Genomic DNA, 14,555 nt, shown 5'->3' on the forward strand with positions numbered 1-14,555 from the left:
AAGACGTGTTGAATAGGTTGACGGAAATCCAGAAGGCTTTAAATGAAAGAGAAAGCGTAAAGAACTTCATGGAAGCTTACAACAGGTTGCTCGATCTCCTCCAAGAGGTTAGCGACATTCTTAGCGAAGAAATGGAGTTCGATCTGGGAGAAGTGTATAGGAGGTAATCACTGCACTTTCTCCCATTTGTAAAGCTCCACTATTTCAGCGAGCGTTCTTCCCTTTTCTTCTATTTCTCCTCTGATTCTATCCTCGTGTTTTTTAACTTCCAAGGCTCTTCTCGCTATTTCGTAAGCCCTTTCTTTTGGAATAACCATGACGCCGTTATCATCGGCTATAATCCAATCTCCCGGGTTCACTTCCACTCCGCCGCAGACGATCTTCACGTTTATCTCCCCGAAACCTTTAGGCTCGCCGGCATTCGGCACTTCCCTTGCGGCAAAAACTGGAAAGCCTAAAGCTCTTATATCGTCTACATCCCTAACTGCCCCGTCAATAATAACTCCAGCTATTTTCTTGTTTATGCAACTCCTCGTAGCAAGCTCCCCCCAGACAGCGGCTTCATAGCCGGAGACTTTAATGACTATCACGTCCCCTTCTCCAGCCACATCTATCGCTTCTACCGGCTTAGCCCAGTCTCCGTCCATCGTGCTAACGGTAACGGCTTTTCCAACGACTTTCTTTCCCCTCACGAGCGGATATACCCCTTTCATAGCTTTAGCCCTATGCATGGCATCACTCACATTCGGTGTGGAAACTTTCATTAGAATCTCTCTGATCTCCTCTTCAAGCTTCTTCCTTCTTATCTCAAACTTCTTTCCTTCTTTCCAAGCTCTGTCTATGGCTTCCCTAACCTTCCTCGCGGATTCAATCACGTTCCTCGCCTTCACGATGTTGCTGCCAACTATTACGATTTTAGCGCCTAATGCAACGCAATTGGCAGCTTTTTCAGCATCCAAGCCACCGGCAGCGGCGACAGGAATTGAAACCTCTTCGACAACTCTGCTCAGCACTTCAAGGGGATCCATACCTTTCATCTGCTGATCTATTCCGACGTGAACGTTTATGTAGTTCACTCCGAGCTCTTCAAGTTGCTTTGCCCTTTTTACCGGATCTGGAACGTTAATCAAATCTACCATTATCTCCGCTCCGTACTTTCTTGCAGCTCTTATTGCTTCCGCAACCGTGGAGTCGTCGCTTAAACCGAGGATAATCACGATGTCTGCTCCGCTCTTTGCCGCCATTTCAACTTCCACCGCTCCGGTGTCGATCGTTTTCATGTCTGCAACGATCTTTCTATCTTTGAAGGTCCTTTTGAGCTCTCTAATCGCATTCATCCCCTCGCTTTTAATTAGGGGTGTCCCTACTTCCAGCCAGTCCACTCCACCCTCTATCGCTTCTGAGGCTATCTCAACTGCTCTTTTCAACTCCAGCAAATCGAGAGCAACCTGAAGTATGGGCTTCTCCATATTTCGACTATCTTCGAGGGGATATAACACTTTTTAGGTCAACTTTTTTAACAGAAGGGGGTTCTTTGATTGCATGGAGAGCGTCGTTTATCACGGTCCTATAATGCTCGATGAGCCGGAGGAGTTTCCTCTTGAGGAGTTCGTTAGGCAGGCTATAGCTCTTGAAGCTGAGAGAGTTTTCTACAGTGAAGGGATGCTGTTTCTTGTCGACTACGAAACGATTCACGGAATCGTGGAGGATAGAATCGTTATAGTCGAGATGATAACTTATTCTTCATTCGCCAGAGTGGATAACTACAGGAGATGGATACTCTACCACGGAAACGACGATGTTGTGGAGTACACGGATAAAATAATTAATATAAGAGGAGACACGACGATTTTGCCGGTGATAAGGACGGGAGATAGATTTGTCAGGAAGATTTTGGAATATATCAAGAGGGGAGATTACAGAAAATTCATATAATATCTGGAGTCACGTACCACAAAACTTTGAGAGTTTCTTCTTCTCTTTCGAGGCATAAAACTCCGGAATACCTAAACTTGATGACTTCACACCCTACAAGTTCTTTAAGAAGTTTGCTTAAATGCGGAAGATGACCGACGATCATAACGTTCCTCTTCTCTTCCCTTATTCTCTCAGCCCAGATTTTCGGGTCTGCTAAAGGCTCTAAGTAGTCTTTTTCTTCAACCTTCGCTCCGAGATACTCCGAGAATATCTGGGCTGTTTGCTTAACCCTCGTTTTAGTGCTGTGGAATATTACGTCAACTTTAACTCCGGCTTTTTTCAAAAATTCCGCAACTTTTTCAGTCTCCTTTCTTCCTTTCTCCGTTATTCTTCTTTCCGGATCTTCCTCTTCGCTTTTCGCTTCGGCGTGCTGGACGAGATAGACTCTCATGTATGATTATTAAGCTACTCAGCTAATAAACTTTTTAGAAAAGAATCGGTCCCACGTCCTCATATCCCTGCCTTTGCCCCGTCCCAGCCAATTTTTGAAGCTTTTTCGGATTTAAGAGCAAATCTACAGCATTTCTAACGTGCTCTCTAACTCTATTTTCGGCTATTCTGTAAAGTTCCTTTTCATCTTCAGCCTCGTCTTCGTGGATAGTCACATCAATAACGTGTTTTCCTTCAAGTATCTCCACCAAAATCTTTCCGACGGACATAGCCACGTAACTAAGCTTGTCGGTATCCGTTTTTCCCACCCAGCCGAGGGTAATGACGATGTCACATCCCTTGTCGAAGAGAATTTTAGCTGCTGCTGGCAAATCCTTTATCCCTGGAACTGTGTATCGAATGTATTTGAGGGAAGAATACCTTTTAAGTTCGTCTATAGCTATTTTTCCCATGTCGATTCTCGAAAAAGTTGTGTCCGCTATTCCAACAATCATACAAGCACCTCGTAAGCTTTGCTCAAAGCTGGTTTAATCTCCACTCCCTTCCTAAGCATAACGCTTTCAACCGCTGCAAGAGTTGCTATGATTTCTCTCTTGCCGATGTTCCCCATGTTTCCGATTCTGAAAATCTTACCCTTTAAATGCTCCTGCCCACCGGAAATTGTTATGCCATACTCCTTTCTCAACGTCCCTCTCAATTCGGAGTCCGTTATTCCTTTCGGCATTTTTATTGCTGTGACTGTGTTGGAGTAACTTGAGTACTCGTTGAGTCGTGGAAAAAGCTCTAAGCCAGCTTCGATTGCCCACTCTCTCACAGCCTTAGCGAGCTTTCTGTGCCTATCTATTCTGTTTTCCAACCCCTCTTCCTCTATTATTTTCAGAGCCTCTTTCAAAGCTAAGAAGAGAGGAACTGCCGGGGTGTAGGGAGTTTGATTTTTCTCGGCTTTTTTAACGTAAGCCTTTAGATCGAGGTAGTAAGGAACTTTTTCGTTGTAAAACTCCCAGGCTTTGTCGCTTATAGCAACTGCCGCCAAACCCGGAGGAGCTCCGAGGCACTTTTGCGAACCGACGATGCAAACATCGACTCCCCACTCGTCCATTTTAACCTCGTCTCCCCCAACGCTCGTTATTCCGTCCATAACTACAAGAGCGTCGTATTCTTTAGCTATTTTGCATATCTCCTTCGCTGGATTTAGAATTCCTGTTGAAGTTTCGTTATGGACAAATGTAACCATTTCGCTCCCGTTTTCAAGAGACTCTCTAACTTTGTCGAGATCTATTGAGTCGCCCCATTCGAATTTGACGTGGTCGACTTCAGCATACCTCCAGGCTATTTCGGCAAATCTCTCTCCGAATTTACCGTTGCTTACGCATGTTATTCTTTTAACCTTAGAAAAGCTTGCAATTGCCGCTTCCATTCCCGCCGTGCCGCTGCCGCTGATTATTACGACGTCACCTTTCGTGCCGAAGAGGGGTTTTAAAGCTTCTCTGCAATACTCGTAAACTTCTTCAAAATCCTTGCTTCTGTGGGAGATCATCTGACTCCCTAAAGCTTTGATTATCCTTTCGTGGAGCTGCACGGGTCCGGGGATCATTAGGAGGTTTTCGGGTTTCATAAGCAAATGCCTTGAGAGTTGTTTATAAACTATTGCCTCAGAAACGGGTGGATTCATCACAGCTCAGTTCGCCCTCGTGTCTTCATCGGCATTAAAAATTAAAATTCGATGCTCTTAAACCTTTTCTTTAGCTTTCAGTAAACGAAAACGATTCCGAAAGTTTTTGCGCACGGAAATTCTTCGGGAGGAATCGGGCGGGCTCTTACCGGATAAACTTCCCATCCGAGCTTCATGGCGAGATGCATGACATCTATGCCCACAGCCTCCATAGCCGGACGGGCTTTCAAAACGAATCTGCAGCGTTTACCCCTAAGCACGTTGCACTCTTGCATCATGCATAAAGCGTGCTGACAAGATCCGCCGGCGAAACCCATCGCAAAGTAGTATCCGTCGCTGAAAGCTTGAGCTTCAAGCAAGCCGACGATTTCCATGTTTTTTCTGTAGTGCCTTGCTATGTCTATCTCCTCCTTAGGATCAACGAACTCATCCTTTGGCTCAACATCTCTTTTTACCACAATTGCATATCTGTACATCGGAATGATTTTCCTCATCTCTTCAACCGTAGGAGAATGAGGAGGGCAGTTGGCGCAGTTGTTGTAGTGGTGGCACATTGAAATCCTGCACTTCAACCTCAACCTCTCGTCAACTCTAACCATTGTGGCTGGAATTATCTTTGCATCTTCGCACCCAAGTTTTAATGCGAAGTCTACATATCTGTTTAAGTCTTCAAGGAGCTCTTCATCATCTACGTCCACTTTGGGCAGCTTTGGTTTCTGGAACATCCCTATTGACCTGAGAAATTCCGGAGAAAACCTCGGAAAGAAGTCTTTCCTTTTCTCAGCCTGCTGCATACACAAATTTTGCTAAAAATAATTGTTAAGGTTTTTGGTAAAATAAAATTGATAGCAACGAAAAAAAATTTAGATGTCTTCGAAGGTTATGTTTTCAAGGTTTGCAAGCTCTTTTTCTATGTTTACGATTTCTTCTATCGCCTCCTCCACATCGCTCACGTTAATCTCTATTTTTGCTACTTCCTCTTTAGCTTCAGGTGTTTGCGTTGGAGTTGGTTTTTCAGCCTTTTCAATTGTCTGCTTTTCTGCGCATCCAGCGATTAGTATCGCGAGAGCTGATAGAGTTAGCAAAAAAAATAAATCTTTTTTTCATCAGCTACCCACCTCCTCAAGTGCTCTTATGTACTCTCTGAAAGCCTTTCTGAGCTCTTTCATTGCCTCTCTAATCTCTTCCATAGCTTCCTTTAGAGTCTTCTTTCCAAGCTGCATTTTCTTAACTGCCTCGTCTTTGCTTGTTGCTTTTATTGCCTCTTCAAACAAGTCTTTAGCCATTTCCACTTTCTCTTCTGCCCTCTCAAGTGCGCTTAGGTAGTTGCTGTAAGCTTCTTCGAGTTCGGTCGTGTTGTAGCCAAGCTCCTTGAGGGTGTATATCTTTTCTTCTATAATATCTGCTCTCTCCTTTGCTCTTTCTATGGCTTCGATCATCCTCTCAGCGGCTATCTCCCAGGCAATGAGGTATGTTTCCCTCTTTATTTCCCTCCACTCTTCTCTGAACTCTTTTAATACTTCTCTCAGTTCTTCTAAGCTCGTAGTTTCATTAACTTCACTCTTCCACTCTTCAAGCTCGCTTATTTTCTCTCTTATCTCTTCCAGTATCTCTTCAGTGGCCTCATCGCTCAGGTTTAAAGCCAGTACTCTTGCTTCTAATCTCTTTAAATGAAGGATCGCAACATCTATTCCCGACAACACGTGCATCTTTGCCACTTCCAATCCGAAAGTTTCGTTAAGCATGCCTTTCCTTTTGAGCTCCCTCAGTTTCTCTCTGTACTCGTGGTACTTCTCGTAAGCTTCCTTTTCCTTTTCCTTCATTTTCTTCATTCTCTCTATCCACTTTTCTCTCCATTCCTTCATCTTTTCTCTTCTCTCTTCCATTATCTCTCTTATCTTCTCCCTCTTACTTTCGTTTATTTCCTCTCTAACCTCTTTTCTGTGCTCTTTCACTCTTTCTCCAAAAGTTCTCAACTCTTTAGCTTCCTCACTAACCAATTCTCCGAATTTCGTTTTGTTTTCTGTTTCGTTTAGCTCTTTAGCCTCTTCACTCACGTCTTTCCCGAATTCTTTCAAATCCTTGGCTTCTTCGCTTACCTCATTTCCGTATCCCATTTCATCGCTGTCGTTCATCATTTGGTGTTCTTCGTATGCCAGTGCTGCTGGTAGAAGCAACAGCACTACCAAAGCCAAACCCAACCACCTCATACCGATCACCGATTGAAAGGTCGATTTTGAATTTTATAACGATACTTTTAATTTAACCTCTCTAAATCATCCCTAACACTTTATATTGCTTTACGAAGCTTTATAAAACCTTTTAACTCTTTACTCTAATTTCTCAAGTGAATTTGTAAAGAAAAAAGGGTTCTTGTAAAATCTTTACAACTTACCTTTTCCTAATTACTATTCTCCACTCCTTGTCGCTTATTTTCTCAACGCTCAAAACTTCGTGTCCTTCAGCTTCAACGCTTCTTGGCACATCTCTCACAGCCGGCTCGTGGTCGAGAATAACTTCTAACAATTCTCCCGGCTTGAGCTCCTCAAGTTTTACCTTCGTCTTCACGAAGGTGAAAGGGCAGACCTCTCCTCTCAAGTCGAGGGTGATCATAGCTGACAGCTCTCGACGTACTTCTCCGGAATAATCTCTTTAACTCTTCCGCTGCAAACGGGACACTCTGGATCTTTCCTCAGCTTTAATTCCGTGAAGTCCATCGTAAGAAGATCAATGTGAAGCATTCTGTTTACAAGCGGCTCTCCTATTCCGAGGAGTAGCTTTATCGCTTCTATAGCTTGCAACGTTCCGAGCACTCCTACAGTAGCTCCTACAACTCCCGCTTCTTGGCAAGTCGGAACGGTTCCCGGAGGAGGAGCGTGCTTGAAAACGCATCTATAACAAGCGCTCTCTTTTGGAACTATGGTCATAAGCTCTCCTTCAAATCTCAGCACTGCTGCGTGGACGAAGGGAACTTCCTCTATAACGCAAGCATCGTTGATGAGAAATCTTGCGACGAAGTTGTCGGTGCAATCAAGAACTACGTCGTACTTTCTTATAATCTCCCTCGCATTTTCTGGGGTGAGATTAAAGGGATAGACGTCAACTTTAACATCCGGATTCAGCTTTTCCACGAAAGTTTTTGCCGACTCGGCTTTGTTCATACCAAGATTGCCGGCATGGATTGTCTGCCTCTGCAAGTTGGAAATGTCCACTTCGTCTCCGTCTACGATTCCTATTCTCCCAACTCCGGCTCCGGCTAAATATTGAATGGCCGGACTCCCCAATCCCCCGGCTCCTACGACAAGAACGCTTGATTCAAGTAGCTTTAGCTGACCCTTCACCCCTATCTCCGGCATTATTATCTGTCTCGCGTATCTCTTTATCTGCTCCTCCGTAAGCATTTCAACCACCGGAAATTGCTGGGATAAATGTTACTTCGTCCCCGTCTTTAAGTTCGGTGTCCAGCCCTTTCAAGTACCTTATGTCTTCTCCGTTCACGAATATGTTTATGAAAGGAGTTAGTTCCCCATCTTTAATTAACCTTTCTTTCAGCTGGGGATACTTTTCGAAGAGCTTGTCGAGGAGCTCTCTTACGGTTCCGACGTTTTCGACCTCTACTTTCCTCTCCTTCGTTATCTGAGTAAATACTGACGGGAACTTTACTTTTATCAAGCCACCACCTCCTCAAATTCTTCGAGCCTCGGTTTTATCCTTACCGTTGTTTCAAGGTAATCAACCAAAGCTTCGGATGTCTTCAATCCGTTTCCGGTCAAGTATATAACTACTACATCGCTCTTATCAATTCTTCCATCTTCGACCAACCTTTTTAATCCAGCTACAGTAACTCCTCCGGCGAGTTCGGTAAATATCCCTTCGGTCTTCGCAAGCAGCTTGACAGCCTCTATCACCTCCAAATCGCTCGGATCTTCAGCGTAACCGCCGCTCTTCTCTATTATCTCTTTAGCGAAAATGCCATCAGCGGGATTACCTATTGCCAAGCTGTGGACGATTGTTTTGATTTCCCTTATAGGTGTGACGGGCTTTCCTTCCTTCACAGCCCTAACTATCGGAAATCCCTCCGGCTGGCATCCGTTGAAGATTACATCCTTCTCATCCACGAGTCCAACCCTCACGAGATCCTTGAAACCTCTGTGTATTGCGCAGAGCAAAGCTCCGGAAGCCATTGGCACAACGACTTGATCTGGAAGCTCCCATCCAAGTCTTTCGGCAGTTTCGTAAGCGAGAGTTTTGCTTCCCTCGGCATAGTAGGGGCGGAGATTTATGTTCACGAATCCCCAGTCTGGATGTTCTTCAGCCACCTCCGTAGCTAACCTGTTGGCATCATCATAGGTGCCTTCCACTTCGATAACCTTAGCTCCGTGAACCAACGCCTGAATAATTTTGTTCTTCTCAATTCCCGCAGGAACGAAGATGTAAGCTGGCATCTTCGCTTTAGCTGCATGAGCTGCTAAGCTTCCGGCTAAGTTGCCGGTCGAAGCGCAACCAAGAGCTTTCATTCCGAACTCCTTAGCTTTTGTCACCGCAACACTAACGACTCTGTCTTTGAACGAGTAAGTTGGATTCGTTGAATCATCTATCAAATATAGGTTCTTAAGTCCCAGCACTTCTCCAAGGTTTTCAGCCTTTATGAACCTCGTGTATCCGGCTCCGAGATCTACCGGCTCAGCGTCAACTGGAAGAAAATCCTTGTACCTCCACAAAGTCTTAGGACCTTTCTCTATCTTCTCCTTGCTAACGTTCTCCTTAATCCACTCCCAGTCGTACACGACCTCAAGGGGTCCAAAACAGTTATCGCAAGTGTATAAAGCCTCGGCTGGGAATTCCTTACCGCATATTCTACACTTAAGCCCGATCACCTTCATGTAACAGCGTTTACGATAATATGTATATATAATTTTCTGTCAGCGTTAAATTACAAATAGTAATTAAATGAAAATTACTTTCTCTGCCTCAATAAGCTGCTCCGCCAGTCCGCCAACCCTGTCGACCCAGTCTGGGAGTTCTTCTTCTTTTATTCCGAGAACTTCCATGCTTCCGCTGCAAACTATGACTTCAACGTTGCCGAACTCTTTTCCGAGCTTGACCATCTCATCAAGGGTTTTAATTTTTCCCTCGTTCATTCCCTTCCTTATCTTCTCGTTCTTCTCCTCGCTTCCGCAGTCGAATTTTCCTCTTGCTATGCTTTCTATTGCCCAGTAGGTTAGGAAGACTTTCACTTTTTTGTCCAAAGCCGAGTAGGTTGAGGCAATGCTGAAAGCGTGGTATATCCTATCCCACTCACCGCTGTGAACTATTATGGAGATCATGCTTTCACTTCCTGAGGATCAGTATGTATTTGTTTCCGTCGATATAAGCTCTGACTAAATTCTTTCTGAATTCTGCTCCAACGCTCTCTGCCGATTTCTTTGACGTGAATATAACTTTTAACGTTTCCCCTTCCTTTAATTTGTTGAATTCAGCTCTTGTTTTTATCGCCGTTACCGGGCAGACTTCTCCGCTTAGATCTAAAACTCTGTCAGCTTCCATTCTCCTCACCGACGAAGGGGTCTTCGAAGGATGAAATTACTTCAAGCACCTCGTCTCTTATAAACTCGCACCTCACGCCGCATATTAAACAGTTTCTGACATAGGTTCCGCTGAACTCCCTGCCGTTGTGGGGGCAAACGCTTTTACTTATTACTCCGCATTTATCGCAGCAGTGAAATTCCTTGAAAAACAGCGGCTTTATCTCCAGATCGTCATGCTCCTTCAGCATTTCATGGGCTTCGTAGGGCTTGTAATAGCTCCCAACTCCAGCATGGTCTCTTCCAACTATGAAATGCGTACATCCAAAATTCTGCCTTACTATCGCATGTAAAACCGCCTCTCTTGGACCGGCGTAGCGCATTTCCGTCTTCCATATCCCGAGAAAAACCTTATCGGTCGGATAGTACCTCTCTATTAAAGCTTCGTACGCCTTTATTATTACCTCATCCTTAAAGTCCCCCTTCTTCTTTCTCCCTATCACCGGATTAATAAACAATCCGGCGTTACCTCCAGTAAAAGCCTCTACAGCCATTAAAGCTATCTTTTGCACGTATTCGTGCCCTAAATGTGGAGCGTTCCTTGTTTGGAAAGCTACGACATAATCCCACTTCTTGAAAATTTCTCTTGTCTGCTCGGGCTTAAAGTCGTAATTTCTGAATCTGTTGTCGACGCTCTCGATAAACCAAATTTTCCCTCCGAGGAGCGTGTCTTTCATCTCGTAAACCCTTCTAACCCCCGGATGCTCTATGTCGGTTGTTTTAAAAACACATCTTGCGTATTCTTTCTTATCGTAGCTGTAAACATCTTCCACTTCGATAACTCCCACTATTTTTCCATCGCAAACCAATGCGTAGCTTTCCCCCTCTTTTCCTTCTGCGTCGAGAACTATCGGAATTGTCCAGCTTAAGCCGTTGGAAAGTCTCCTCTCCCACAAAACGCTTTCGAAGTCATCGCTGCACATAAAACCCTCCAACGGGCTGTAAACTCCGAAGCCTATGTTTTCCACATCCAAGGCGACTTCTCTTCTAACCTCTATCTTCTCAAGCTCCTTGGCTTCCTCCCTAATTCTTTCGTTAGCTATCCTCTTTACGAGTTTTCCGCCGTGGGGCTTGATCATTTTCTCACCAGTATCCTTTTTTCCTCTACAACTTCCCCTTCGAAAAGAATCTGAAACACCATCTCCTTTCCGTCTTTCCAAGCTAAAAGCTCGTACCTCTGATCTCCCACGTGAGGAGGAAGGAGGAGTGTTATCGCTTTTGCCGGACACTCTTTAATGCATGCGGTGCAGTGCCAGCACTTATCTGGATAAGCAAGCTGCGGAAACTCGTTCATTTTTATGGCTGAAGACGGGCATATTTTCTCGCATTTCCCGCAGGAGATGCACTTCTCTCTGTAAATCTTTATCACACGTACTCCCTCCTGAAGGTCACTTTTTCCCCAAACTTCGAAACGAGCATGTAGTTTGAATTGCTTAACTCCGGATAATCGCTTCTCATCTGGAACGGGGGCATTCTCGTCTCTCTTCTCTCTATCATGTGGTGAAGCATTGCCTTGGCAACAACAAGCCTGTCTCTTGTTTCGAAAACCCTAAGCGGCTCTCCTCCAAGCTTTAATTTAAGGAGTTTTTCCACCTCACTCAGAGCGTAACTTGCGGAGGCTTCGTTATAGATGTAAAACCTCGGCAAACCTCCGGCGTAGTGATCGAGAACGAACTTCATTCTCTCCTCAGCGTTCTTCCAGTGGTATCCTTCGAATTCCAACTTCAACTCTTCTGGTTTGTAATCGTTTGTTCTCTTTATCTTTGCAGCTTCTCTCGCAGCTATGATTCCCTCAGCCAAAGCTCCGCCAACGTGTTTCAAAGGCACTCCTCCGGCAGCATCTCCAGCAGCGAAGAGGTACTTCACGCTCGTCATTCTTTTTTCGTCAACCCATATTCCAGCTATTGTGTGGGAAGATGTTAGGTAAGGTTCGGAGGGCTGGACTTCGAGCAGCTTCTCCTTTAAATCTATTCCCCTCGCCTTTACGAAGAGGTAAAATAAAGGCCAAGCGTTTAGGTAGAGTTTAATCAGTTCCTCGAACTTATCCTCTTCAACACCCCTCGTATCGAGATATATTGGGAAGTTTCCTTCAAGAATTTCTTTAGTCGGAGCGTAAGCTCTTATCGCTATCGGAGCAGTCTCTCCTCCAAATTCAGCGTACTTCTTTTTCATGAATTCTTCTCCTTTCGAATTTATCAACGGAGCCTTTAAGCCAACGGCAGTGACGCCAATGGGACTGTTCACGTCTTTTATCCTCGGAGGGATGAATCTTATCTCCAAACTCGTCATCTCAGCTCCGGCTCTTATGGTTAAAGAGAAGCCGCTTCCAGCATTGCCCGGAGGATACCAAGGAACCGTGTAGCTGCTGTACAGTCCGCTCGCTCCGCCGGTGGCTATTAAAACGGCTTTAGCCTTTACAAAAACGATTTCTTCGTTTTTCAAATCAAAAGCGTAAACTCCGCAAACTCCGTCTTCAACTCCAAGCTCCACTGAGTAGTGGTGTTCGAGCACGTTTTCCGTCGAATCCCTTGCTATGTCAGCAAGAATTGGTTTTATGTGCTCACCGTAGATCTTTAATCCGAACCTCCCCTGCCTTTCCCATAGGATCGGCAGTCCGTATTCCTCCAAAATTTTTACAGCGTAACCAACCTCTTTTATCAGCGTTAAAGCGAGATCTTTTCTTACCAATCCCATTCCTTGAAATTTTACGAACTCGTAGTAATCTTCCGGTTTGTCTCCCTCGTGAAGGTAGGAATAAATGGCGTTAACTCCCGGAGCCAAGCAACCACTCCTTCTTATGTTCGCTTTATCAACTATCACGGATTCAATTCCTTCCTTCTTTGCTTGGTAAGCTGCCAAGCATCCGGCAGTTCCTCCTCCCACTATGGCTAAGTCCGTGTTTATTACTTCCATATCCGTATCCTCCAGTAGCCGTCCTCTTTCTTGCTTTCAACTTTGTATCCTTTCTTTTCAAAAACTATTGGTAGGTCTCTCGCAGAGGGAGGGTTGTCCGTTATTACTTCAAGCTTTGCATCACCTATTTTTTTCAGAGCAAGCTCAGTAAATATCTGAGGAAATGGGCAGGTGTTACCTCTAACATCGAGCTCGTAAGTGTTCTCTCCGATTTTTTTAAGCTTTAACTCCATGCGATCACCTCGATATTAGCTTCTCAAACTCCTCAATAACTTCCTCGACTGTCAATCCGGTCTTATAAGGCTTAGACATCTTTAATTTTGTGAAGTCTCCGCCAATGTAAATATCGTAGCCTTGAACGACTTTTCCGTTCTTTCTTACCATCCTCGCCATGAATCCGAATTCGGCAACGTTAACGCAGCCACAGTCGTTGTGGCATCCGGAGACATTTAGTCTTACGTCTCTCACTCCTCTCTTTTCACAAACTTCGATTAGTTTCTTCAAAAGATCTTTAGCGTGAACATCCCTCGTTTTCCCGCAGAAGTTTGAAGCGCATGCTATGGAGTTGTAGTAGACGTATCCTTCCTTAATCTGGAACTTCTTCTCAAGATCTCTCTTCAACTTTTCGACATCCTTAACATCCACAAACGTAACATTCTGCTGGGGTGTGAGCCTTACTTCTCCCTCTCCGTGCTTGTCAGCCATATCAGCGATGAAATCAAGCTTTTCAGCGTTGAGAACTCCACCTACAACAGGCAGAGTGTAGTAATGCAAACCGTTAATCTGCTCTCCGCTTCCGTTGTGTTCCGCATAATTGAGTTCGATTCCTTCGATTCTTTCAAGCTTTCCGATTTTTTCCTCGATTACGCTTCTAAGCTTCTCGATACCCCAAGAGTTTACGAGATTTTTGAATCTCGCCTTTGCTTTGCTCTCTCTGCTTGAGTGATCTCTGTGGATTTCAACAACAGCCTTAACGAACTCGAAAACTCTTTCTTCCGGAACGAAAACACCGAGATTCTTAGCCAGACTCGGCCCGGGATGGCTTGCGCCTATGCTTCCCCCTACGAAGGGAACGAAACCTCTTCTTCCGTCGAGCTCGATTCCGTACATTCCGAGATCGTTTATTCCGAGTCTTACACAATCTCCTCCGCATCCGGTGAAAGCAATCTTGAACTTTCTCGGAAGATCTATGAACTCTGGGTTTCCCGAAAAGAATTCTGTAAGCTCTTTAGCATGTTTAGCAACGTCGAAGTCGGAAATCTTTCCACTAAGCGGGCATGAAACTATATTTCTCACGTCTCCGTAGCAAGCTCCGCTGAATCCCTGCCCGCAGAGATCTGTTGTGTATCCAAGTTTGTAAAGTTCCTCAAAAATCTCAAGAGCTTTTTCGCTATCTATCCAATGAAGCTGAATGTCCTGCCTGTCGGTTATTTCAGCATAGCCTCTTCCGTACTTCCTCGAAAGCTTGGCTATTTCTCTAAGCTTGTCGCTCGTTATCTGTCCAGCAGGAATCTTTATTCTGAGAAAATGCAGCGATCCTTCTCCGTTGTCTCTGCCTAAGGAGTACTTACCGATAAATTTTTCAATTTCTCCCAACTCAATTGCGATCACCATCATTTGAAAGTTTTTTCAAATTACGATATATAAAGTTAACGCCGTTAACTATTAATAACATAACGCATGAAGAAAATTAAAAATAAACAGTGTTAAGTGATGGGGATGGAGTTCGCTCTAATTGGCTTCGTCGTCGGAGTGCTTGTGGGACTGACTGGAATAGGCGGAGGAGCTTTGATGACACCAATACTTCTGTTTTTAGGAGTGCCAATAGAGAAGGCAATAGGCACAGATCTGCTTTACGCTTTCTCTGTCAAGGCGTTTTCTTCAGCTATGTACAAGAAAGGGAAAAGCGTAGATGAGACTTTGATAAAGCTTACAGCACCAGCCGGTATTCTTGGAGTGTTCTTCGGATACGTTTTGTTGAAAATGGGCGTAATAAATACGGAAAGCCTTGCAACTAT

The 14,555-nt window shown here is 44.6% G+C and carries 21 protein-coding genes; 3 read left to right on the forward strand and 18 right to left on the reverse strand.

Annotated elements, in window-relative coordinates:
* Positions 1-5 precede the first annotated feature (5 nt).
* A complete protein-coding gene (locus F7C14_RS07680) occupies positions 6-167 on the forward strand; it encodes a YlbF family regulator (RefSeq protein WP_290901595.1) in 162 nt (53 codons plus the stop codon).
* On the opposite strand, the gene hxlA is transcribed toward F7C14_RS07680, so the two are convergent.
* Positions 168-1,469 carry a 3-hexulose-6-phosphate synthase gene (gene hxlA / locus F7C14_RS07685; protein ID WP_290901553.1) on the reverse strand — a complete coding sequence of 434 codons (1,302 nt, stop codon included), beginning with the start codon at positions 1,467-1,469 and terminating at the stop codon, positions 168-170.
* Positions 1,470-1,542: 73 nt separating this feature from the next.
* Here hxlA and F7C14_RS07690 point away from each other — a divergent pair, with 73 nt between their 5' ends.
* Positions 1,543-1,935 carry a hypothetical protein gene (locus tag F7C14_RS07690; RefSeq protein WP_290901555.1) on the forward strand — a complete coding sequence of 131 codons (393 nt, stop codon included), beginning with the start codon at positions 1,543-1,545 and terminating at the stop codon, positions 1,933-1,935.
* On the opposite strand, the gene sixA is transcribed toward F7C14_RS07690, so the two are convergent.
* From sixA to F7C14_RS07775, 17 genes are all read right to left on the reverse strand, one after another.
* Positions 1,928-2,368 carry a phosphohistidine phosphatase SixA gene (gene sixA / locus F7C14_RS07695; RefSeq protein WP_290901557.1) on the reverse strand — a complete coding sequence of 147 codons (441 nt, stop codon included), beginning with the start codon at positions 2,366-2,368 and terminating at the stop codon, positions 1,928-1,930. The two genes, F7C14_RS07690 and sixA, sit on opposite strands and share 8 nt — an antisense overlap.
* Before the next feature lie 34 nt (positions 2,369-2,402).
* Positions 2,403-2,861, reverse strand: a complete 459-nt coding sequence (gene ribC / locus F7C14_RS07700) for a riboflavin synthase (protein ID WP_290901559.1) — start codon at positions 2,859-2,861, stop codon at positions 2,403-2,405.
* Positions 2,858-3,982, reverse strand: coding sequence for an alanine--glyoxylate aminotransferase family protein (locus F7C14_RS07705; protein ID WP_290901561.1), 1,125 nt, complete (start codon positions 3,980-3,982; stop codon positions 2,858-2,860). Before F7C14_RS07705 ends, ribC begins: the two co-directional genes overlap by 4 nt.
* A 134-nt stretch (positions 3,983-4,116) precedes the next feature.
* The gene (locus F7C14_RS07710; RefSeq protein ID WP_290901563.1) at positions 4,117-4,833 is read right to left on the reverse strand and encodes a DUF2284 domain-containing protein; all 717 of its coding nucleotides are present in this window, start codon (positions 4,831-4,833) and stop codon (positions 4,117-4,119) included.
* A 69-nt stretch (positions 4,834-4,902) separates the two neighbouring features.
* Entirely contained in the window at positions 4,903-5,124 is a 222-nt protein-coding gene (locus F7C14_RS07715; RefSeq protein WP_290901565.1) for a hypothetical protein, read from the reverse strand.
* Between the two features lie 21 nt (positions 5,125-5,145).
* On the reverse strand, positions 5,146-6,249 hold the full coding sequence (locus F7C14_RS07720; RefSeq protein WP_290901568.1) for a hypothetical protein: 1,104 nt from the start codon (positions 6,247-6,249) through the stop codon (positions 5,146-5,148).
* A gap of 181 nt (positions 6,250-6,430) precedes the next feature.
* Positions 6,431-6,652, reverse strand: coding sequence for a sulfurtransferase TusA family protein (locus F7C14_RS07725; RefSeq protein WP_290901570.1), 222 nt, complete (start codon positions 6,650-6,652; stop codon positions 6,431-6,433).
* Positions 6,649-7,440 carry a HesA/MoeB/ThiF family protein gene (locus F7C14_RS07730; RefSeq protein WP_290901572.1) on the reverse strand — a complete coding sequence of 264 codons (792 nt, stop codon included), beginning with the start codon at positions 7,438-7,440 and terminating at the stop codon, positions 6,649-6,651. Before F7C14_RS07730 ends, F7C14_RS07725 begins: the two co-directional genes overlap by 4 nt.
* Position 7,441: 1 nt before the next feature.
* Positions 7,442-7,711: a ubiquitin-like small modifier protein 1 gene (locus F7C14_RS07735; protein ID WP_290901574.1), complete on the reverse strand. Its 270-nt coding sequence runs from the start codon at positions 7,709-7,711 to the stop codon at positions 7,442-7,444.
* Positions 7,708-8,922 (reverse strand): threonine synthase, encoded by a 1,215-nt coding sequence (gene thrC, locus F7C14_RS07740; RefSeq protein WP_290901576.1) that lies wholly within the window; start codon positions 8,920-8,922, stop codon positions 7,708-7,710. The genes F7C14_RS07735 and thrC overlap by 4 nt, the downstream gene beginning before the upstream one ends.
* Before the next feature lie 63 nt (positions 8,923-8,985).
* A complete protein-coding gene (locus F7C14_RS07745) occupies positions 8,986-9,366 on the reverse strand; it encodes a DsrE/DsrF/DrsH-like family protein (RefSeq protein ID WP_290901578.1) in 381 nt (126 codons plus the stop codon).
* A gap of 4 nt (positions 9,367-9,370) precedes the next feature.
* Positions 9,371-9,586, reverse strand: a complete 216-nt coding sequence (locus F7C14_RS07750; protein WP_290901580.1) for a sulfurtransferase TusA family protein — start codon at positions 9,584-9,586, stop codon at positions 9,371-9,373.
* Positions 9,576-10,703, reverse strand: a complete 1,128-nt coding sequence (gene sat / locus F7C14_RS07755; RefSeq protein WP_290901582.1) for a sulfate adenylyltransferase — start codon at positions 10,701-10,703, stop codon at positions 9,576-9,578. Before sat ends, F7C14_RS07750 begins: the two co-directional genes overlap by 11 nt.
* Positions 10,700-10,993 (reverse strand): ATP-binding protein, encoded by a 294-nt coding sequence (locus F7C14_RS07760; RefSeq protein WP_290901584.1) that lies wholly within the window; start codon positions 10,991-10,993, stop codon positions 10,700-10,702. The genes sat and F7C14_RS07760 overlap by 4 nt, the downstream gene beginning before the upstream one ends.
* Entirely contained in the window at positions 10,990-12,537 is a 1,548-nt protein-coding gene (locus tag F7C14_RS07765; RefSeq protein ID WP_290901586.1) for an FAD-binding protein, read from the reverse strand. Before F7C14_RS07765 ends, F7C14_RS07760 begins: the two co-directional genes overlap by 4 nt.
* Positions 12,528-12,770 carry a sulfurtransferase TusA family protein gene (locus tag F7C14_RS07770; RefSeq protein ID WP_290901588.1) on the reverse strand — a complete coding sequence of 81 codons (243 nt, stop codon included), beginning with the start codon at positions 12,768-12,770 and terminating at the stop codon, positions 12,528-12,530. The genes F7C14_RS07765 and F7C14_RS07770 overlap by 10 nt, the downstream gene beginning before the upstream one ends.
* 4 nt (positions 12,771-12,774) lie before the next feature.
* Positions 12,775-14,154, reverse strand: a complete 1,380-nt coding sequence (locus F7C14_RS07775; protein ID WP_290901590.1) for a nitrite/sulfite reductase — start codon at positions 14,152-14,154, stop codon at positions 12,775-12,777.
* 102 nt (positions 14,155-14,256) lie between these two features.
* Between F7C14_RS07775 and F7C14_RS07780 the strand changes: the two genes are divergently transcribed.
* Positions 14,257-14,555, forward strand: a 299-nt coding sequence (locus tag F7C14_RS07780; protein WP_290901593.1) for a sulfite exporter TauE/SafE family protein, incomplete at its 3' end; no start/stop codon positions are given.

This window comes from Ferroglobus sp. (assembly GCF_015521575.1).
Lineage (GTDB): Archaea > Halobacteriota > Archaeoglobi > Archaeoglobales > Archaeoglobaceae > Ferroglobus.